Origin of the sequence: Bradyrhizobium centrosematis, assembly GCF_045571495.1 — a bacterium.
Classification (GTDB): Bacteria; Pseudomonadota; Alphaproteobacteria; order Rhizobiales; family Xanthobacteraceae; genus Bradyrhizobium; species Bradyrhizobium centrosematis.
This window is the reverse complement of sequence record NZ_CP120703.1, coordinates 5,800,617-5,818,553: the sequence shown is the minus strand read 5'-3', so window position 1 is coordinate 5,818,553 and position 17,937 is coordinate 5,800,617. Positions and strand designations below refer to the sequence as shown.

The following is a 17,937-nucleotide window of genomic DNA, read 5'->3' as shown; positions in this document are numbered from 1 at the left end:
TCCTGACTGATGGCCCTTATTTCGGAACATATCGAAGTCGACACCCGGGATCGGATCCTCGAGGTGGCCGAGCGGCTGTTCCGCCAGATCGGCTACCAGAAGACCACCGTCGGCGACATCGCCAAGGAGCTCAGGATGAGCCCCGCCAACGTGTATCGCTTCTTCGAATCGAAGAAGGCGATCCACCAGGCGGTGGCGCGTTCGCTGATGGGCGAGGTCGAGCTCGAGGCGCAGCGGATCGTGGCCCGGGCCGGCCCGGTCAAGGAGCGCTTCCGCGAGTTGCTCACCACCATCCACCGCATGAACAGCGAGCGCTATGTCGGCGACAACAAGCTGCATGAGATGGTCGCGATCGCGATGGAGGAGGACTGGGACGTCTGCGTCGCCCATATGGAGTGCATCGCCGGCGTGGTCGGCCAGATGATCGCGCAAGGTGTCGCCTCCGGTGAGTTCGAGGCGCCGGACCTGCAACTGGCCTCGCTCTGCGCCTGCACCGCGATGATCCGCTTCTTCCACCCCCAGATGATCGCCCAGTGCGCAACCAAGCCGGGCCCGACCATCGACCAGATGATCGATTTCGTCATCGCGGGTCTGTCGCCGCGCCACTGACGGGTGGGGGCGTTTTCTCTTATAAGCACCACCGCAGTCATTCCGGGGCGCGCGTAGCGCGAACCCGGAATCTCGAGATTCCGGGTTCGATGCGGCGCATCGCCCCGGAATGACGGAGAGCGGAGAAGCAAGCGCGTGACCGACAAAGACCTGTACTTCTACGAGCCCTCCAAGGGCCACGGCCTCAAGCACGATCCCTTCAACGCTATCATCGCGCCGCGGCCGATCGGCTGGATCTCCTCCCGCGACGCCAAGGGCCACGTCAATCTGGCGCCCTACAGCTTCTTCAACGCCTTCTGCTACGTGCCGCCGATCATCGGCTTCTCCTCCACCAACTGGAAGGACACGGTCGCGAACATGGAGCAGACCCGCGAGTTCGTCTGGAATCTCGCCACGATGGACCTTGCCAAGCACATGAATGCGACCGCCGCGCATGTCGCGCCCGAGGTGGATGAGTTCAAGCTCGCGGGCCTCACCGCCGTGCCCGGCAAGCTCGTCAACGTGCCGCGCGTTGGCGAAAGCCCGGTCGCTTTCGAATGCAGGGTATCCGATATCGTCCGCCTCAAAGGCGCCGATGGCAAGGAGGCCGACGCCTGGCTGACGCTAGGGGAGGTGATCGCCGTGCACATCGACAAGGCCATGATCAAGGACGGCGTCTACCAGACCGCCGCCGCCCGCCCGATCGTCCGTGCCGGCCGGCGCGGCGATTATTTCGAGATCAGGCCGGAGAACATGTTCGAGATGGTGCGGCCGGATTAGGCCCGTCTCCCTCAACGCCGTCATTCCGGGGCGCGCCGTCAGGCGCGAGCCCGGAATCCATTCCTCCACTGACACTGCCGCATGATGGATTCCGGGCTCGACGCTACGCGTCGCCCCGGAATGACAGCCGAGAGACATTCAGCCTGCCATCCCCTCCCGGAACTGCACCCACGCCCCCGCCGTTATGGCTCGGGCGGCCGCCCGGCCGCGTCAATGTCGCAGGCGAGATGCTCGCCTCCGCCAGCCGATTTCCGCTAAAATGCCCCGTCACCGCGCCGATGCATGAGGTCAGCCATGAGCTTCCGCCGCGACACCCTGACAAAGCCGATCTTCTCCTGGGCGCGCGGCGTGCTGCCGGCGATGTCCGCCACCGAGCGCGAGGCGCTGGAGGCGGGGGACGTCTGGTGGGACGCCGACCTCTTCACCGGCAATCCGGACTGGTCGAAGCTGCTCAACATTGCGCCAGCCCAATTGACCGAGGAGGAGCGCGCCTTCCTCAGCGGCCCAGTCGACGAGCTCTGTGCCATGCTCGACGAGTGGAAGATCTTCTGGGAATGGCGCGACCTGCCGCAGGACGTCTGGCACTTCATCAAGCGCGAGAAGTTCTTCGGCATGATCATCCCGAAGGCGTTCGGCGGCCTCGGCTTCTCGCCCTACGCCCATTCCGAAGTGGTGCGCAAGATCTCGACCCGCTCGATTGCGGCGGCCGTCACCGTGATGGTGCCGAACTCGCTCGGGCCTGGCGAGCTCCTGATGCGCTTCGGCACCAAAGAGCAGCAGGAGCGCTGGCTGCCCCGCCTCGCCGATGGCCGCGACGTTCCCTGTTTCGGGCTGACCAGCCCTGAAGCGGGCTCCGATGCCGCCTCGATGGTCGACAGCGGCGTCATCTGCAAGGGAGAGTTCGATGGCCGCGAGGTCGTCGGCCTGAGGCTGAACTGGCACAAGCGCTACATCACGCTCGGTCCGGTGGCGACACTGCTAGGCCTTGCCTTCAAGGCCTACGATCCTGACCACCTTGTCGGCCCCGACGAAGAGCTCGGCATCACCGTGGCGCTGATCCCGACCAATCTGCCCGGCGTCGAGATCGGCCAGCGCCATCTGCCGTCGATGCAGGTGTTCCAGAACGGTCCGAACTGGGGCCGCGACGTCTTCATCCCACTGGATTATGTCATCGGCGGACAGCAGCGCCTGGGGCAGGGCTGGAAGATGCTGATGACGGCGCTCGCCGCCGGCCGCGGCATTTCGCTGCCGTCGCTGTCGGCGGCCGGTGCCGCCTATGCGGCGCGCACCACCGGCGCCTATGCGCGCATCCGCGAGCAGTTCGGCATCTCGATCTCCAAGTTCGAAGGCGTCGAGGAGCCGCTCGCGCGCATCGTCGCGACCGCCTATCAGCTCGATGCGGCACGCCGGTTGACCTGCGCGGCGCTCAATGCCGGCGTCCATCCCGCCGTCATCTCCGGCATCATGAAGCTGCACGCGACCGAGCGGATGCGCACCGCGATCGACGACGCCATGGACATCCATGGCGGCAAGGCGGTGATCGACGGTCCGCAAAACTATCTCGGCAATCTGCATCGCGCCGTTCCGGTCGGCATCACGGTCGAGGGCGCCAACATCCTGACGCGCAACCTCATCGTGTTCGGGCAGGGCGCGATTCGCGCCCATCCCTATCTGCTCGACGAGATGAATGCGCTGGCGGACACCGATCGTGAACGTGGGCTTACCGCCTTCGACAAGGCGTTCTGGAAACACGTCGGCCACAGCTTCCGGACCCTGCTCCGCGCCTTCGGCCGGAGCTGGACCTTTGGCGCCTTCGCGCTTGCGCCTGACGCCGGCGATGCCACGCCGTTCTACCGCCACCTCTCGCGCTACTCCGCGGCGTTCGCGCTCTGCGCCGACATGGCGCTGCTGACGCTCGGCGGCGCGCTCAAGCGCAAGGAGATGCTGTCCGCGCGGTTCGGCGACATCCTGTCCGAGCTGTATCTGCTCTCGGCCGCACTGAAGCGCTGGCAGGACGAAGGGCGGCAGAAGGAAGATTTTGCCGCGCTGGAATGGTGCATGGCGACGGGCTTCAGGACCATCGAGAGCCGGTTCGCCGAAATCCTAGCCAACCTGCCCAACCGCTTTGTCGCCGGCTTCCTCAAGCTCGTGGTGCAGCCGTTCGGCGCCCGCGTGCTCGGCCCGTCGGACCGCGTCGTGCACCAATGCGCTGCCATCGTGCTGGAGCCGTCGGCGGCGCGCGAGCGCCTGACGCCGGATCTCGCTCATGTCGATGACGACGGCGGCTTCGCCCGGCTGGAGCGTGCGTTCAAGCTGGTCGCGGCCACGGAAGCCATCGCCAGGCGCATGCGCGCGGCGCAGTTGCGCGACTGGAAGGATGCGGTCGCCAAAGGCGTGATCACGCAGGCCGAAGGCGAGCAGCTTGCTGCGGCCCGCCAAGCCGTCACTGAGGTGATCGAGGTCGACGATTTTGCGCCGGAGGCGCTGTCGCCGATTTACAAGAAAACCGTCAATGTGCATCAGTTCTTTCAGGAACTCGGTGAGCAGAGAGCGGCAGGCTGATGGCACGACCGGTATTCATCGTCGACGGCAGCCGGACGCCGTTTCTGAAGGCGCGGTCTGGGCCCGGGCCGTTCACGCCGGTCGATCTCGCCGTGCAGTGCGGCCGCCCGCTGCTGGCGCGCCAGCCATTTGCGCCTGACAGCTTCGACCAGGTCATCCTCGGCTGCGTCAACGTGATCGCCGACGAGATGAACCCGGCCCGCGTCGCCGCGCTTCGGCTCGGCATGGGCGAGGACATGGTCGCCTTTACCGTGCAGATCAACTGCGGCTCCGGCATGCAGTCGATCGACACCGCCTACCGCTACATCCGCGAGGGCCATGCCGACATGATCCTCGCTGGCGGCACCGAGGCCTTGAGCCACGCGCCGCTGGTCTGGCCGAATTCCGGCGTGCGCTGGTTCGCCGGTCTCGCGACCGCCAGGGGCGTGGCCGCCAAGCTCGCCGCCGCGTTCAAGCTGCGTCCGCGCGATCTCAAGCCGATCATCGGGCTGGAACGCGGGCTGACCGACCCCGTCACCGAACTGAACATGGGCCAGACCGCCGAGGTCGTCGGCCATCTCTTCGGCATCACCCGCGCGCAGTCCGATGCCTATGCCGCCGAGAGCCATCGCCGCCTCGCGCATGCGCAAGCCGCGGGATTTCTGAAAGGCGAGGTCGAGACCGCGTTCTCCCGCGACGGCAAGTTCTTCGACCATGACGACGGCGTGCGCCCGGACTCGACGGCCGAGACGCTGGCGAAGCTGAAGCCGGTGTTCGAGCGTCCCTGGGGTCAGGTCACGGCCGGCAATTCCTCGCAGATCACCGACGGCGCGTCCTGGGTGATCCTCGCTTCCGATGCGGCGGTGGCAAAGCACAAGCTCACGCCGAGGGCAGTTATCGTCGACAGCCATTGGGCGGCGCTCGATCCCGGCATCATGGGGCTCGGCCCCGTGATGTCGGCGACACCGCTGCTCCGGCGCAACGGCCTCAGGGTTCAGGACGTCGAGACCTGGGAGCTGAACGAGGCCTTCGCCACCCAGGTGCTCGGCTGTCTTGCGGCCTGGAACGATGAGAAATTCTGCCGCGAAATTCTCGGTCTCGACGGCGCGGCCGGCGAGATCGACCGTGAGAAGCTCAACGTGGATGGCGGCGCCATCTCGCTCGGCCACCCCGTCGGCACCTCCGGCAACCGCATCGTGCTGCATCTCGTCAATGCGATGAAGCGGCTCGGCACGCGGCGTGGCGTTGCCACCGAATGCATCGGTGGCGGGCTCGGCGGGGCCATGCTGATCGAGGCGGTGTGACCATGGATTCCAAGATCATGACCGCGCTTGAAAACCGCGTCCTCGAGCTCGGGCCCAAGCCCGCGCCAGACAGTCCATACAAGCACTTCAAGCTGACGCGCGATGAAGACGGCGTCGCCTGGCTGCTGTTCGACCGCGCCGATGCAAGCGCCAACACGCTGTCCTCCGACGTGATGGAGGAGTTCGATGCTGTGCTTGCGGCGATCGAGACCGAGCGCCCCGCGGGTCTTGTGATCCGCTCGGCAAAGCCGTCGGGCTTCATCGCCGGCGCCGACGTCAACGAATTCCGCGGTGCGTCCGATCCCGACATGGTGGAGACCCGTATCCGCGCCGCGCACGCCGTGGTCGACCATCTGGAAGCGCTCAAGCTGCCGACGGTCGCGGTCATCCATGGCTTCTGCCTTGGCGGCGGCCTCGAGGTTGCGCTCGCCTGCCAATCGCGCATCGCGATCGATGGCGCGCGCTTCGGCTTCCCCGAGGTGATGCTCGGCCTGCATCCCGGCCTCGGCGGCACCGCGCGTTTCACCGCGCTGGTCAATCCGACCCAGTCGATGGCGCTGATGCTGACCGGCCGCACCATCGATGCGCGCCGCGCCAAGGCGCTCGGCCTCGTCGATGCCGTCACCCAGGAGCGTCATGTCCGGGGCGCGGTGAAGGATGCGGTGTTCGGCCGCCTGAAACGGGCGCGCCCGCGCTTGCTGACGCGCGCGGCGAACCTCGGTCCCGTGCGCGGGCTTCTTGCCAAACGCATGCGCTCGGAGGCGGCGAAAGCGGCGTCCCGTGAGCACTATCCGGCGCCCTATGCGCTGATCGACCTCTGGGAGAGCCATGGCGGCAGCAAGGCGGCGATGCTGAAGGCCGAACAGGCGTCGTTCGCCAAGTTGATGGTGACGCCGACCGCGCAGAACCTGATCCGGGTGTTCTTCCTGCGCGAGCAGATGAAGAAGGCGTCAGGCTCCGGCAACGCGGTCAAGCATGTCCACGTCATCGGCGCCGGCGCCATGGGCGGCGATATCGCGGCTTGGTGCGCGGGGCAGGGCCTGCGCGTCTCGCTTGCCGACATGAAGCCGGAGCCGATCGCGGGCGCGGTGAAGCGCGCGGCCGAGCTCTACGGCAAGATCATCCGCAAACCGACCGAGGTGCGCGACGCGCTCGACCGCCTGATTCCGGATATGGACGGCGAGGGCGTCCGCAACGCCGATCTCATCATCGAGGCGGTGCCGGAAAAGCTCGAGCTGAAACAGAAGGTCTATGCCGGGCTCGAGCCGCGGATGAAACCGGGCGCGATCCTTGCGACCAACACGTCCAGCATTCCGCTGCAGGACTTGCGCACCACGCTGGCGCGGCCGGAGCGGCTGGTCGGCCTGCATTTCTTCAATCCGGTGTCGCGGCTGCAATTGGTCGAGATCGTCAGTCACGACGGCAGCGATGCGCAGGTGCTGAAGCAGGCGCTCGCCTTCGTCGGCGCCATCGACCGTCTGCCGCTTCACGTGAAGAGCTCGCCCGGCTTTCTCGTCAACCGCGCGCTGACGCCCTACATGCTGGAAGCCATGGTGATGCTGGACGAGAAGATCGACCAGCGCCTGATCGACGCCGCGGCCGAGCAGTTCGGCATGCCGATGGGGCCGATCGAGCTCGCCGATCAGGTCGGGCTCGACATCTGCCTCGACGTCGGCGACATGCTGCGTACCAAGTTCGGCGATCTGCTACCGCCGACGCCCGCCTGGCTACGTGACAAGGTTGCCAAGGGCGAGCTCGGCCGCAAGACCGGCAAGGGTTTCTACACCTGGAATGACGGCAAGGCGGAGAAGGCGCCGCTGCCCGAGACCGGCCCGCGCGTCACCGACCAAATGATCGACCGCCTGGTGCTGCCGATGTCCAATGTCTGCGTTGCCTGCTTGCGCGAAGGCATCGTCGACGATGCCGATGTGGTCGACGGCGCCATGATCTTCGGGACTGGCTATGCACCGTTCCGTGGCGGTCCCTTGAACTATGCGCGCACGCGCGGCGTGGAGAATGTCGTGTCCACCTTGCGCGGGCTCGCTAATCGATTCGGCGGGCGTTTCGCGCCGGATCCGGGCTGGGACAGTTTGCAATAAGGCTGTCGGCAAGAAAGATGCTATCCTGGGTGGTGGAGCCCTTCGGGAGTATCGCCGATGCCGACGATCCCGTTCTTCAAGCATGCGACCCTGCGCGAGATCATCATCACGCGGCTATGCTGCGCGGCCGATGTCGTCGTGATCCTGTGTTGCGCAGGCTATCTCGTCGGGCGTTATCCCGAGGTGGGATTGCCCTTGTCGTGGTTGATCGCGGCGCTCCTCGCCGGATATTTCCTCGCTGACCTTTTTTCGGGGCTGGTGCATTGGGTGGTCGACACCTGGCTCGACGAAGGGATGCTCGGCCGCGGCATCGCGATCACGCGGGAGCATCACACCCACCCCAGCCATGTTCTGCTCTACGGCTTCTTCGACCAGGCGTCCCTCGGTGCGGCGCCGAGCGCGGTGGTGGTCGGGGTCGCGGCCGCCGTCACGGCGTTGTTTCCGGTTTTCGCGCTCACCTATGCGCTGATGATCGTCTGGTTCGTGATCGCGACCTGCATGCTGTTCGGCATGGGCTTCCACAATCTCGCGCACCGGCCGGTCCGCCCGCCGCTCCTGCGCATGGCTCAACGGCTGCATCTGGTCTGCTCACCCGAGCATCATTGGTGTCATCACCGTGACCACACCATCCGCTATTGCGTCATCAATGGATGGGCCAATTATCCGTGCGACCGTTTCCGGCTATGGAGCAGGCTGGAACGGCTGGTCACGGCAACGACCGGACGCGCGCCGCGGGCCGACGATGCGGAGTGGCAACGCAGGCTGAACGATACCGGGATCGTCGTCGGGTCGCCGCGGCCGAATGGATAGCGCAAGCTCGCCTCGCCTCGATGTTGCGCAAGGCGCCGCGGCTTTGTATCCAGAGCCGAGAGCCGCGGGAGATCAACATATGACCGACACGCACGTGCACGCCCCTATCACCTCCGACACCGGGCCGAGCGGCGACCTTTGCATCCGCACGCTGGCAATGCCCGCCGACACCAACGCGAATGGCGACATCTTCGGTGGCTGGCTGCTGAGCCAGATGGATGTCGGCGGCGGCGTGTTTGCGTCGAAGGTCGCGAAGTCGCGCACCGTGACGGTCGCGATCGAGGCGATGAATTTTCGCAAGGCGGTCTATGTCGGCGACCTCGTGTCGGTCTACGCCAATCTCGTACGCGTGGGCCGCACCTCGCTCACCGTGCATCTGGAAGCATGGGCGCTGCGTCGCGGGGAGGAGCATCCGTTTCTCGTCACCGACGGCAACTTCACTTACGTCTCGATCGACGAGCACGGCCGCCCGCAAGCGGTTCGTTCGTCGGCAACGATCGCGACGTAATCGCGCGCGACGCCCTGTCTCATCTCGCGAAAGCGTGGCAGGCGCTGCCAAACGCGGCGCGAGTAAGTCATCTTCGTCGCCGCTTCGCCAAGAACCAGTCATAAAACGGATGAGGTCCCGGCGTACTCAATTGCGTGTCGATTCGGGGTGGAAACGGCCTCAAATGCCTGGGGAACCTTTGGGCAGGAGTACCGTTATTTGCCCGCACTGAGGAATCCACGGACCATGCCGGACAGCTACATCATCGAAGTCGATTCGCAGACCGCGGGTATCGTCGTTCGTTCTTCTGGAGGCTACTGCTTCTTCGCCTCGTCCCACCGATTCAACCGTCTCGAAGGTCAGCTTTTCCGCAACGCCCGCGAAGCCGAGCGCGCTGCGCGCAGGCTGGTGAATGGCGAGGTGAAGGAGGCGGCGTAAGCGCCTGCTGGGCGTTCCGGGCGCGCGGGACGGGGGCGGAATTTTTTGCCGAGCACACCGCTCCCCTTCTCGAGAAGGTGGCGCGAAGCGCCGGATGAAGGGTCTCTCTCCGCGAATTCTTTGGCATAAGGACTCGCGGAGAGAGACCCCTCACCCGTCTCGCCGCTTCGCCATAGCCGATGCAAAGCATCGGCGTTCTTAAGAACGGCGGCCGGAGGCCGCCTATGCCACCCTCTCCCACAAGGGGAGAGGGTTAGAAGTCATCACAATTTCGTCGCGGCTCGTGACAAGAGCTTCCACTCGTCGCCTTGCTTCTGCCAGTTCATCAGGATGTGAAGATTGGTCGATACTTTCTTCCCATCGGCCGCCATTTCCTGCTCCCCCAGCCAGTGGAAGCGCACGATTGCGGCGGGACCGACGACTTTGATGGTCGGATCCTTGTACTCGATCGACAGGAATTTGGATTTGCCGTCGGTGGCGTTGGCGATGAACGTCGCCTTGTCCTCGACCTTGCCGCTGGAATGGCTGTAGCTCAGATCGTCCCAGCACAGCGCCCCAAGCGCCTTCGGGTCGGCCGCGATCTGGGCGAGGCGGAAGGCCTCGACCTTCTTCGCCACCGCTTCCTCGTCTGCTGAGGCCGCCAGCGCCGGTGTCGTGAATGCCAGTGCAGAGACGGCCAAAGTCGAGAGAGCCAGATCGCGTCGGTTGATCGTCATCGTTTCCTCCTTTTTGATCTTGCGCCGAGTGTTACAGCCGCGCGCGGCTTTGTCGAGTGTCGCGTGAGGGACGTGTGGATGCGTCATTGCGCGATCGAGGCTGTATTGATACGTCTTCCGCATCGATGCGTCGCGCATTTGGGAAAGTACGGAAATGATCGAGGCCAAACACGATGCGATGGGCAAGGCGTTGCTGTTCGACATCGACGGCACGCTCGCCGACACCGACCCGTTGCACCTGAAGGCCTTCAACCAGGTGCTCGGTCCGCACGGTCATGTCTTCGACCACGCGCGCTTCTCCCGGGAGCTGCAAGGCTTCGCCAATGTCGCGATCGGCGAGCGCTTTCTGTCCCACGAGGCGCCGGAACGGCGCGCCCTGATCCTCGATGCGAAGGAGGAAGTCTTCCGCACGCTGGTGGCCGGCCAGATCAGGCCGCTGCCGGGCCTGATGGCACTGCTTGACCGGGCCGACAGCGCGGGCGTTCCCATGGTCGCCGTGACCAATGCACCGCGTCTGAACGCCGAGCTGCTGCTCTCCGGCCTCGGCATCACGCATCGCTTCAAAGCGCTCGTGATCGGCGCCGAGCTGCCGCACGGCAAGCCTCACCCGCTGCCCTATCAGGAAGGGCTGCGTTTTGTCGGCGCAAGGCCGGAGACCTCGATCGCATTCGAGGACTCCCGCACGGGTGTGCAGTCCGCCACCGCGGCCGGCATTCCGACCATCGGCATCCGGACCAGCCTCAGCCATGCTGACCTGGTTGCGTCAGGCGCGGTCGCCTCCGCCAGCACGTTCGACGATCCCGGCCTGATCGCACGTCTTGCGAGCGTCATGGCTTGGTAGGAAATGGCGCGGTGAGGCCTTCATCCATTAACCGTGATCGGCGCGCGCATTGACCGAAGGCGCGAACCGCCGCACCATGCACCATCCTGATTTGAGGCCCTCGCCGTGACTGGACTGACCCATCGCCAAGCCGAAATCCTCAACATCGCGCGCGCCTCCGGCCGTGTCATGGTCGAGGAGCTCGCGCGCCGCTTCGAGGTGTCCGCGCAGACCATCCGCAAGGATCTCAACGATCTCTGCGAGCGGAGATCGCTGACCCGTATCCATGGCGGCGCCATCATCGCCTCGGGCGTCGAGAATCTCGCCTATGAGGCGCGCCGCTTCGTCGCAGCGGACGAGAAGAAGGCCATTGGCGCCGCGGCCGCATCGCTGATCCCGAACGGCTGCTCCCTCTTCATCAATATCGGCACCACGACGGAAGAGGTCGCGAGCGCGTTGACCTCGCACGAGGATCTGCTCGTCATCACCAACAATCTCAACGTCGCGATGCTGCTCTACCGTCATCCCCGCATCGAGGTCGTGGTCGCCGGCGGAACGGTCCGACGCGCCGATGGTGCGGTCGTTGGCTCGACAGCGACACAGTTGATCGGCCAGTTCAAGGTTGACTATGCCATCATCGGCGCGTCGGCGATCGATGAAGAGGGCGCGCTGCTCGACTTCGACTATCGCGAGGTGCAGGTGGCGCAGGCCATCATCGCCAATGCCCGCAGTGTCATGCTGGTCGCCGATTCCACCAAGCTGCGTCGCAGCGCGCCGGTCCGCATCGCGCACATCACCCAGATCCAGACCTTCGTCACCGATCAGGAGCTGCCCGAGCGCCTCGCCACCATCTGCCACAGCAAGGGCATCGAGGTGGTTGAAGCGCTGCCGAAGGGCGCGGACATCGACGATGCGCCGGCCGAGGTGCAGGATGCGGCACCCGAAGCCGCGCCGGTTGTGCGGCTGAGATAGCAGCGGCTAAGCGTCGTCCCACGGGTTGAGCAGCGCGACGCCGAAGGCCGCAAAATCCTTCACGTTGCGTGTGACGAGCGTGAGATCGTTGACGAGCGCAGTCGCCGCAAAGAAGCCACCCATGACGGACAACGCGACGCCGATCCTACGGCTCTCTGCCATGAGGTCACCCCAGCGCTCGGCCACCGCGTGATCGATCGGCAGGACGCGTCCGGCAAACCGTGCCGGCAGATCGTGGGCAAGCCAGGCGGCGAGCGCGGTGCGCCGGCGCCCGTCCTCCAGCAAGGCGACGCCGCGGCGAAGCTCGGCAATCGATGCAACGCTGATGAACGCGCGGTCCTCGTCGATCGTATCCAGCCACGTCAGGACGTTCGGCGAAGGCGTGGGCCGCTGAACTTCCGACAGCACGTTGGTGTCGAGCAGAAGATTCACTGCATTTCGTCGCGTGGCGTGTCGTGCATGCGCTCGAGTTCAACGTCGGCGCCACGTAGCGGTGAGGCCAGCAGGAATTCCGCGAGCGTGCCCTTGCGCGCGGTCTTGCGAGCCCATTCCTCGGCGGAAACGACGACGGCGCTGGGCTTGCCGTGTCGGGTGATGATCTGCGGGCCGTTTTCGGCACGGTCGATCACCTCCGACAGTCGCGCCTTGGCGTTGGCGAGCGTCCAAGTGTCATCAGTCGGAAGCGCGTCCGGTGCAGTGTTTCGATCGGCCATGCAAGTTGTAAACCAATATGACTAACGTGACTATAATTTTGGATGCTGGATCATTCAAGGGCCCGCTGCTTCTGGGATGGTCGTCAATGCTGCTCATTCCCGCGGCCCTTTGCCCCTCAAAAAGTTCCTCTTTCACTTCCTTTCGCCTCTCTTTCATCTTGCTTTCGTTTTTGGGTGTGATCTAATCAAAAGCGAAAGTAGCCGCTCGAAGGAACGGGCGGCCGTCGGGGGATGCGTCTGTTGGAGCGTATTTTCGACCTCGCCATCATTGGAGGCGGTGTGAACGGCTGCGGCATCGCGCGCGATGCGGTGGGCCGGGGCAACACGGTTTTCCTGTGCGAAATGAACGACCTGGCGTCCGGGACCTCCTCCTGGTCGACCAAGCTGGTGCATGGCGGCCTGCGCTATCTCGAATATTACGAGTTTCGCCTGGTCCGCGAGGCACTGATCGAGCGCGAGATCCTCTGGGGCATCGCGCCCCATATCATCCGCCCCTTGCGTTTCGTGCTGCCGCATCATGCCGGCCTGCGCCCGGCCTGGCTGCTGCGCCTCGGCCTCTTCCTCTATGACCACATCGGGGGCCGTCATCTGTTGCCGGCCACGCGATCGGTCGATCTCGGGCGTGACGAGGTCGGCAAGCCGCTGATCCCGAATCGCTACAGCCGCGCCTTCGAATATTCCGACTGTTTCGTCGACGACGCCCGCCTCGTCGTGCTCAACGCGCGCGATGCCGCCGACAAGGGCGCCGAGATTCGCACCCGCACCCGTGCCACCGAGATCCGCCAGTCAGGCGGCCTCTGGACCGTCGGCATGATCAACACGCTGACCGGTGAGCGTTCGCAGATCCAGGCCCGCGCGCTGGTCAATGCTGGCGGCCCCTGGGTCGAGGACGTGCTCGGCCGCGGCGCCGGCGTCAATGCGAAGGCCAAGGTGCGCCTGGTGCAGGGCTCGCATATCGTGGTCAGGAGGCTCTACGACCACGACCGCGCCTACATGTTCCAGAACGCGGACGGCCGCATCATCTTCGTGATTCCCTATCAGGACGATTTTACGCTGATCGGGACCACCGACCGCGACTATGACGGCGATCCCGCCAAGGTGAAGGCGACACCTGAGGAAATCCAGTATCTCTGCACGGCGGCGAGCGAATATCTGGCCAAGCCGGTGACACCGCAGGACGTGGTCTGGACCTATTCCGGCGTGCGCCCGCTCTATGATGACGGCGCCAGCGAAGCCAAGGCCGCAACGCGCGACTACGTGTTCGAGCTCGACACGCCCGGCGGGGTGCCGCTGCTGTCGATCTATGGCGGCAAGATCACGACCTATCGCCGCCTTGCCGAAGAGGCGCTGGAGCGTCTCGCGCCCTATCTGCGCAGCGCAAAGGCGCGCGAGGGCTGGACCGGCAAATGGCCGCTGCCCGGCGGTGACATGAACGTCTCCGACATTGACGGGCTGATTGCCGAGCTCCAGCGCGGCTATCCCTTCCTCAGTCACGCGCATGCGCGGCGACTTGCGCGCGCCTATGGCACGAGGGCCATCAAGCTGCTGGGCGATGCCAAATCGGCCGCCGATCTTGGCCAGTCCTTCGGTGCGACGCTGACCGAACGCGAGGTCCGATATCTCATCGCCAACGAATGGGCCGTGACCGCCGAAGACGTCGTCTGGCGCCGTTCCAAGCTCGGCCTGCGACTATCTGACGACGAGATCGCCGTGCTTGACGACTGGATCAGAACCCACGCGGTGCCGCAAAGTCCCCTGCTGGAAGCGGGAGGACGCTCATGACCGTGACACTCGAACACGTGACCCGAACCGTCGATGGCGTCGCGCACATCCGTGACGTCTCGCTGACGCTGGAGAGCGGGACCCTCAACGTGCTGCTCGGGCCGACGCTGTCGGGCAAGACCTCGATCATGCGGCTGCTCGCCGGCCTCGACAAGCCGACCACGGGCAAGGTGGTGGTGAACGGCAAGGACGTCACCGGCGCCGACGTGCGCCAGCGTTCGGTCGCGATGGTCTACCAGCAGTTCATCAACTACCCCTCGCTGACGGTCTACGAGAACATCGCTTCGCCCCTGCGCGTGCAGGGCAAGCCGCGCGACGAGATCGAGGCGCGCGTGGCCGAGGCCGCAAAGCTGCTGCGGCTCGAGCCGTTCCTGAAGCGCACCCCGCTCCAGCTCTCCGGCGGCCAGCAGCAGCGCACCGCCATCGCGCGCGCGCTGGTCAAGGGTGCCGATCTCGTGCTGCTCGACGAGCCGCTCGCCAATCTTGACTACAAGCTCCGCGAGGAGCTGCGCGCCGAGCTGCCGCGCATCTTCGAGGCCTCGGGCGCGATCTTCGTCTATGCCACCACCGAGCCGACCGAGGCGCTGCTGCTCGGCGGCAACACGGTGTGCATGTGGGAAGGCCAGGCGCTGCAGATGGGCGAGACCACCAATGTCTATCGTAGGCCGCAGACGCTTCGCGTCGCCCAGGTGTTCTCCGATCCGCCGCTCAACCTCGTCGGCATCGAGAAGAAGAATGGCTCGGTGCAATATGCCGGCGGCACCGCGTCGCCGGCCTCCGGCCTCTATTCGTCGCTGGCCGACGGCGCCTATCGCGTCGGCTTCCGTGCGCATCAGCTTGCGCTGGCCAATGGCGAGGCCGACCGCCACGCCTTCCACGCCACTGTCACGGTGACCGAGATCACCGGTTCGGAGAGCTTCGTGCATTTGACCCGTGACGGATCGAACTGGGTTGCGGTGCTGCACGGCGTGCACGAGTTCGAGCCCGGCCAGATGCTCGATGCCGTGCTCGATCCCAATAACGTTTTCGTATTTGACGCGGCGGACCGTCTGGTCGCCGCGCCTGGCTCGTAAGAGGGAGGTGCGCATGGCCCGCATTGACCTCGTCGATCTCGCCCATTCCTACGGCGGCAACGACGCGCCGCAGGAGAGCTTTGCACTGAAGCCGGTGACCATGACCTGGCGGCAGGGCGGGGCCTACGCGCTGCTCGGCCCAAGCGGCTGCGGCAAGACCACGCTGCTCAACGTCATCTCCGGCATCATCACCCCCTCGCGCGGGAAGATCCTGTTCGACGGCAAGGACATCACACCGCTGTCAACCCAGAAGCGCAACATCGCCCAGGTGTTCCAGTTTCCGGTGATCTACGACACCATGACGGTCGGACAGAACCTGGCATTCCCGCTGAAGAACCGCGGCGTGCCGAAGGCCGAGATCGACAAGCGCGTCGCCGAGATCGGCCGCCTGCTCGATCTCGAACCCTATCTGAACCGCAAGGCGACGCGCCTCACCGCCGACGCCAAGCAGAAGATCTCGCTCGGCCGCGGCCTCGTCCGTTCCGACGTCGCCGCCGTGCTGTTCGACGAGCCGCTGACGGTGATCGACCCCGAGCTGAAATGGCAGCTCCGCTCGAAGCTGAAGGCGCTGCATCGCGAGCTCGACCTCACGATGATCTACGTCACCCATGACCAGACCGAGGCGCTGACTTTCGCCGACACCGTCGTCGTCATGCATGACGGCCGCGTGGTGCAGAGCGGCACCCCGGCCGAGCTGTTCGACAAGCCCGCGCACACTTTCGTCGGCTATTTCATCGGCTCACCCGGCATGAACATCCTGCCGGCCGAGGTGAGGGGGCGCGAGGCGCGCATTGGCGGCCACGTCATCGCGCTCAACCGCGCTTACGACAATCTGCCTGCCGGCGCGAAGATCGAGATCGGCGTCCGTCCCGAATTCGTCGAGATCGTGGCGCCTGCGCCGGGCCTGCTCACCGCGAAGATCGAGCGCATCGACGATCTCGGCCGCATCCGCTTTGCGCGGACGCGCCTCGGTGACGCCAAGCTCGCGGCGCGTGCGCCCGCGGGCTTCACGTCATCCGACGGCGACGCCGGGCTGAAATTCGATCCGTCGCATGTTCACGTCTATGCCGACAGCCTTCTGGTGGAGGGAGCCGCCTGATGGACAAGACCGTCAACCAAAAAGCCTGGTTCCTGGTGCTGCCGGTGTTCCTGGTGGTCGCCTTCTCGGCGGTGCTGCCGCTGATGACGGTGGTGAACTATTCGATGCAGGACACCTTCGGCAACAACCAATTCTTCTGGAACGGCGTCGGCTGGTTCAAGGAATTGCTCGATCCTTCGACCGATCTCGGTGGCCGCTTCCTCGCCTCGCTCGGCCGCAACCTGTTCTTCTCGCTGGTGATCCTCGCGATCGAGGTGCCGCTCGGCATCGTGGTCGCCTTGTCGATGCCGCGCCAGGGCTGGACCGTGGCGGCCTGCCTCGTCATCCTCGCGCTGCCGCTGCTGATTCCGTGGAACGTGGTCGGCACCATCTGGCAGATCTTCGGACGGCCGGACATCGGCCTGCTCGGCTATGTGCTGAACGCTGCCGGCCTGGACTACAATTACGTTTCCAACGATATCGATGCCTGGGTCACCGTCATCGTGATGGACGTCTGGCACTGGACCAGCCTCGTCGCGCTATTGTGCTATGCCGGCCTGAAATCCATCCCGGAAGCCTATTACCAGGCCGCGCAGATCGACGGCGCCTCGCGCTGGGCCGTGTTCAAGGCGATCCAGCTGCCGAAGATGAACCGCGTGCTGCTGATCGCGGTGCTGCTGCGCTTCATGGACAGCTTCATGATCTACACCGAGCCGTTCGTCGTCACCGGCGGCGGACCCGGCAACTCCACCACCTTCGTGTCGATCGAGCTCGTCAAGATCGCGCTCGGCCAGTTCGACCTCGGCAAGGCCGCGGCGCTGTCGCTGGTCTACAACCTCATCATCCTGATCGTCTGCTGGATCTTCTACACCGTCATGACCAATGCGGGCACCGAACGTAAACAGCAGGAAGGAGCCGCGTGATGCATTCGATTCCCGGCCGCCGCCTCGTCATGGGGCTGTTCCTGATCTTCCTGCTGCTGCCGATCTACTGGCTCGTCAACATGAGCTTCAAGACCAACAGCGAGATCGTCTCGACGATGACGCTGTGGCCGCACACGCCGACGCTGCAGCACTACAAGCGCATCTTCACCGACGAGAGCTGGTATTCCGGCTACATCAATTCGCTGGAATACGTCGTCCTCAACACCATCATCTCGATCTCGGTGGCGCTGCCGGCAGCCTATGCGTTCTCGCGCTACCGCTTCCTCGGCGACAAGCACCTGTTCTTTTGGCTGCTGTCGAACCGCATGGCGCCGGCCGCGGTCTACGCGCTGCCGTTCTTTAACCTCTATTCGGCGATCGGCCTGTTCGATACGCCCTGGGCGGTGGCGCTCGCGCACTGCATCTTCAACGTACCGCTGGCGGTCTGGATCCTCGAAGGCTTCGTCTCCGGCGTGCCGCGCGAGATCGACGAGACCGCCTTCCTCGACGGCTACTCGTTTCCGCGCTTCTTCATCAAGATCCTGGTGCCGCTGATCGCGAGCGGCATCGGCGTCGCGGCCTTCTTCTGCTTCATGTTCTCCTGGGTCGAGCTGTTGCTGGCGCGCACGCTGACCTCGGTGTCGGCCAAGCCGATAGCGGCGATCATGACGCGCACGGTGTCGGCCTCGGGCATGGACTGGGGCCTGCTCGCGGCCGCCGGCGTGCTCACCATCATCCCGGGCGCACTCGTGATCTGGTTCGTCCGCAACTACATCGCGAGCGGCTTCGCGCTCGGTCGCGTGTGAGGAGGCA

At 65.2% G+C, this 17,937-nt stretch carries 18 protein-coding genes; 15 read left to right on the top strand and 3 right to left on the bottom strand.

Translation table 11 applies throughout. The features are described from left to right. Window positions 1-9: 9 nt before the first annotated feature. From P6U31_RS27805 to P6U31_RS27770, 8 genes are all read left to right on the top strand, one after another. Window positions 10-609, top strand: coding sequence for a TetR/AcrR family transcriptional regulator (locus tag P6U31_RS27805; protein WP_407184930.1), 600 nt, complete (start codon window positions 10-12; stop codon window positions 607-609). Between the two features lie 135 nt (window positions 610-744). Continuing rightward, window positions 745-1,368 (top strand): flavin reductase family protein, encoded by a 624-nt coding sequence (locus P6U31_RS27800; RefSeq protein WP_407184929.1) that lies wholly within the window; start codon window positions 745-747, stop codon window positions 1,366-1,368. Between the two features lie 294 nt (window positions 1,369-1,662). Then, window positions 1,663-3,930, top strand: coding sequence for an acyl-CoA dehydrogenase (locus P6U31_RS27795; RefSeq protein ID WP_407184928.1), 2,268 nt, complete (start codon window positions 1,663-1,665; stop codon window positions 3,928-3,930). After that, window positions 3,930-5,213 (top strand): acetyl-CoA C-acetyltransferase, encoded by a 1,284-nt coding sequence (locus P6U31_RS27790; RefSeq protein WP_407184927.1) that lies wholly within the window; start codon window positions 3,930-3,932, stop codon window positions 5,211-5,213. The genes P6U31_RS27795 and P6U31_RS27790 overlap by 1 nt, the downstream gene beginning before the upstream one ends. Before the next feature lie 2 nt (window positions 5,214-5,215). Beyond that, window positions 5,216-7,312, top strand: coding sequence for a 3-hydroxyacyl-CoA dehydrogenase NAD-binding domain-containing protein (locus tag P6U31_RS27785; protein ID WP_407184926.1), 2,097 nt, complete (start codon window positions 5,216-5,218; stop codon window positions 7,310-7,312). 57 nt (window positions 7,313-7,369) lie between these two features. Next, window positions 7,370-8,122, top strand: coding sequence for a fatty acid desaturase CarF family protein (locus tag P6U31_RS27780; RefSeq protein WP_407184925.1), 753 nt, complete (start codon window positions 7,370-7,372; stop codon window positions 8,120-8,122). A 79-nt stretch (window positions 8,123-8,201) separates the two neighbouring features. Beyond that, the gene (locus tag P6U31_RS27775; RefSeq protein ID WP_407184924.1) at window positions 8,202-8,630 is read left to right on the top strand and encodes an acyl-CoA thioesterase; all 429 of its coding nucleotides are present in this window, start codon (window positions 8,202-8,204) and stop codon (window positions 8,628-8,630) included. Window positions 8,631-8,855: 225 nt separating this feature from the next. After that, the gene (locus P6U31_RS27770; RefSeq protein WP_128924065.1) at window positions 8,856-9,047 is read left to right on the top strand and encodes a hypothetical protein; all 192 of its coding nucleotides are present in this window, start codon (window positions 8,856-8,858) and stop codon (window positions 9,045-9,047) included. Between the two features lie 263 nt (window positions 9,048-9,310). On the opposite strand, the gene P6U31_RS27765 is transcribed toward P6U31_RS27770, so the two are convergent. Continuing rightward, complete coding sequence (locus P6U31_RS27765; RefSeq protein WP_128924066.1) at window positions 9,311-9,763, bottom strand: nuclear transport factor 2 family protein; 453 nt, start codon at window positions 9,761-9,763, stop codon at window positions 9,311-9,313. Window positions 9,764-9,917: 154 nt separating this feature from the next. On the opposite strand from P6U31_RS27765, the gene P6U31_RS27760 reads away from it, so the two are divergent. Together P6U31_RS27760 and P6U31_RS27755 are read left to right on the top strand one after the other, a co-directional pair. Beyond that, the gene (locus P6U31_RS27760; RefSeq protein WP_407184923.1) at window positions 9,918-10,604 is read left to right on the top strand and encodes an HAD family hydrolase; all 687 of its coding nucleotides are present in this window, start codon (window positions 9,918-9,920) and stop codon (window positions 10,602-10,604) included. A 105-nt stretch (window positions 10,605-10,709) separates the two neighbouring features. After that, window positions 10,710-11,555: a DeoR/GlpR family DNA-binding transcription regulator gene (locus P6U31_RS27755; protein ID WP_128924068.1), complete on the top strand. Its 846-nt coding sequence runs from the start codon at window positions 10,710-10,712 to the stop codon at window positions 11,553-11,555. 6 nt (window positions 11,556-11,561) lie between these two features. Here P6U31_RS27755 and P6U31_RS27750 read toward each other — a convergent pair whose 3' ends face one another. Both P6U31_RS27750 and P6U31_RS27745 read right to left on the bottom strand, forming a co-directional pair. Then, window positions 11,562-11,987, bottom strand: a complete 426-nt coding sequence (locus P6U31_RS27750) for a type II toxin-antitoxin system VapC family toxin (protein ID WP_407184922.1) — start codon at window positions 11,985-11,987, stop codon at window positions 11,562-11,564. After that, window positions 11,984-12,268: a type II toxin-antitoxin system Phd/YefM family antitoxin gene (locus P6U31_RS27745; protein ID WP_407184921.1), complete on the bottom strand. Its 285-nt coding sequence runs from the start codon at window positions 12,266-12,268 to the stop codon at window positions 11,984-11,986. Before P6U31_RS27745 ends, P6U31_RS27750 begins: the two co-directional genes overlap by 4 nt. Before the next feature lie 231 nt (window positions 12,269-12,499). Between P6U31_RS27745 and glpD the strand changes: the two genes are divergently transcribed. Genes glpD through P6U31_RS27720 form a run of 5 tightly spaced genes read left to right on the top strand, consistent with a single transcriptional unit; the run spans window position 12,500 to window position 17,930 of the window. Beyond that, complete coding sequence (gene glpD / locus P6U31_RS27740; RefSeq protein ID WP_407184920.1) at window positions 12,500-14,050, top strand: glycerol-3-phosphate dehydrogenase; 1,551 nt, start codon at window positions 12,500-12,502, stop codon at window positions 14,048-14,050. After that, complete coding sequence (locus tag P6U31_RS27735) at window positions 14,047-15,123, top strand: ABC transporter ATP-binding protein (RefSeq protein WP_407184919.1); 1,077 nt, start codon at window positions 14,047-14,049, stop codon at window positions 15,121-15,123. Before glpD ends, P6U31_RS27735 begins: the two co-directional genes overlap by 4 nt. Window positions 15,124-15,136: 13 nt before the next feature. After that, window positions 15,137-16,222: an ABC transporter ATP-binding protein gene (locus P6U31_RS27730; protein WP_407184918.1), complete on the top strand. Its 1,086-nt coding sequence runs from the start codon at window positions 15,137-15,139 to the stop codon at window positions 16,220-16,222. Beyond that, window positions 16,222-17,124 (top strand): carbohydrate ABC transporter permease, encoded by a 903-nt coding sequence (locus tag P6U31_RS27725; protein WP_407184917.1) that lies wholly within the window; start codon window positions 16,222-16,224, stop codon window positions 17,122-17,124. The genes P6U31_RS27730 and P6U31_RS27725 overlap by 1 nt, the downstream gene beginning before the upstream one ends. Continuing rightward, the gene (locus P6U31_RS27720) at window positions 17,124-17,930 is read left to right on the top strand and encodes a carbohydrate ABC transporter permease (RefSeq protein ID WP_407184916.1); all 807 of its coding nucleotides are present in this window, start codon (window positions 17,124-17,126) and stop codon (window positions 17,928-17,930) included. Before P6U31_RS27725 ends, P6U31_RS27720 begins: the two co-directional genes overlap by 1 nt. Window positions 17,931-17,937: the final 7 nt, after the last annotated feature.

What these genes read in the sequence shown, in the direction of transcription:
- P6U31_RS27805 (WP_407184930.1), top strand. Translation starts at nt 10, where the DNA reads ATGGCCCTTATTTCGGAACATATCGAAGTCGACACCCGGGATCGGATC.
- P6U31_RS27795 (WP_407184928.1), top strand. Translation starts at nt 1,663, where the DNA reads ATGAGCTTCCGCCGCGACACCCTGACAAAGCCGATCTTCTCCTGGGCG.
- P6U31_RS27790 (WP_407184927.1), top strand. Translation starts at nt 3,930, where the DNA reads ATGGCACGACCGGTATTCATCGTCGACGGCAGCCGGACGCCGTTTCTG.
- P6U31_RS27785 (WP_407184926.1), top strand. Translation starts at nt 5,216, where the DNA reads ATGGATTCCAAGATCATGACCGCGCTTGAAAACCGCGTCCTCGAGCTC.
- P6U31_RS27780 (WP_407184925.1), top strand. Translation starts at nt 7,370, where the DNA reads ATGCCGACGATCCCGTTCTTCAAGCATGCGACCCTGCGCGAGATCATC.
- P6U31_RS27775 (WP_407184924.1), top strand. Translation starts at nt 8,202, where the DNA reads ATGACCGACACGCACGTGCACGCCCCTATCACCTCCGACACCGGGCCG.
- P6U31_RS27770 (WP_128924065.1), top strand. Translation starts at nt 8,856, where the DNA reads ATGCCGGACAGCTACATCATCGAAGTCGATTCGCAGACCGCGGGTATC.
- P6U31_RS27765 (WP_128924066.1), bottom strand. Translation starts at nt 9,763, where the DNA reads ATGACGATCAACCGACGCGATCTGGCTCTCTCGACTTTGGCCGTCTCT.
- P6U31_RS27760 (WP_407184923.1), top strand. Translation starts at nt 9,918, where the DNA reads ATGATCGAGGCCAAACACGATGCGATGGGCAAGGCGTTGCTGTTCGAC.
- P6U31_RS27745 (WP_407184921.1), bottom strand. Translation starts at nt 12,268, where the DNA reads ATGGCCGATCGAAACACTGCACCGGACGCGCTTCCGACTGATGACACT.
- glpD (WP_407184920.1), top strand. Translation starts at nt 12,500, where the DNA reads ATGCGTCTGTTGGAGCGTATTTTCGACCTCGCCATCATTGGAGGCGGT.
- P6U31_RS27735 (WP_407184919.1), top strand. Translation starts at nt 14,047, where the DNA reads ATGACCGTGACACTCGAACACGTGACCCGAACCGTCGATGGCGTCGCG.
- P6U31_RS27730 (WP_407184918.1), top strand. Translation starts at nt 15,137, where the DNA reads ATGGCCCGCATTGACCTCGTCGATCTCGCCCATTCCTACGGCGGCAAC.
- P6U31_RS27725 (WP_407184917.1), top strand. Translation starts at nt 16,222, where the DNA reads ATGGACAAGACCGTCAACCAAAAAGCCTGGTTCCTGGTGCTGCCGGTG.
- P6U31_RS27720 (WP_407184916.1), top strand. Translation starts at nt 17,124, where the DNA reads ATGCATTCGATTCCCGGCCGCCGCCTCGTCATGGGGCTGTTCCTGATC.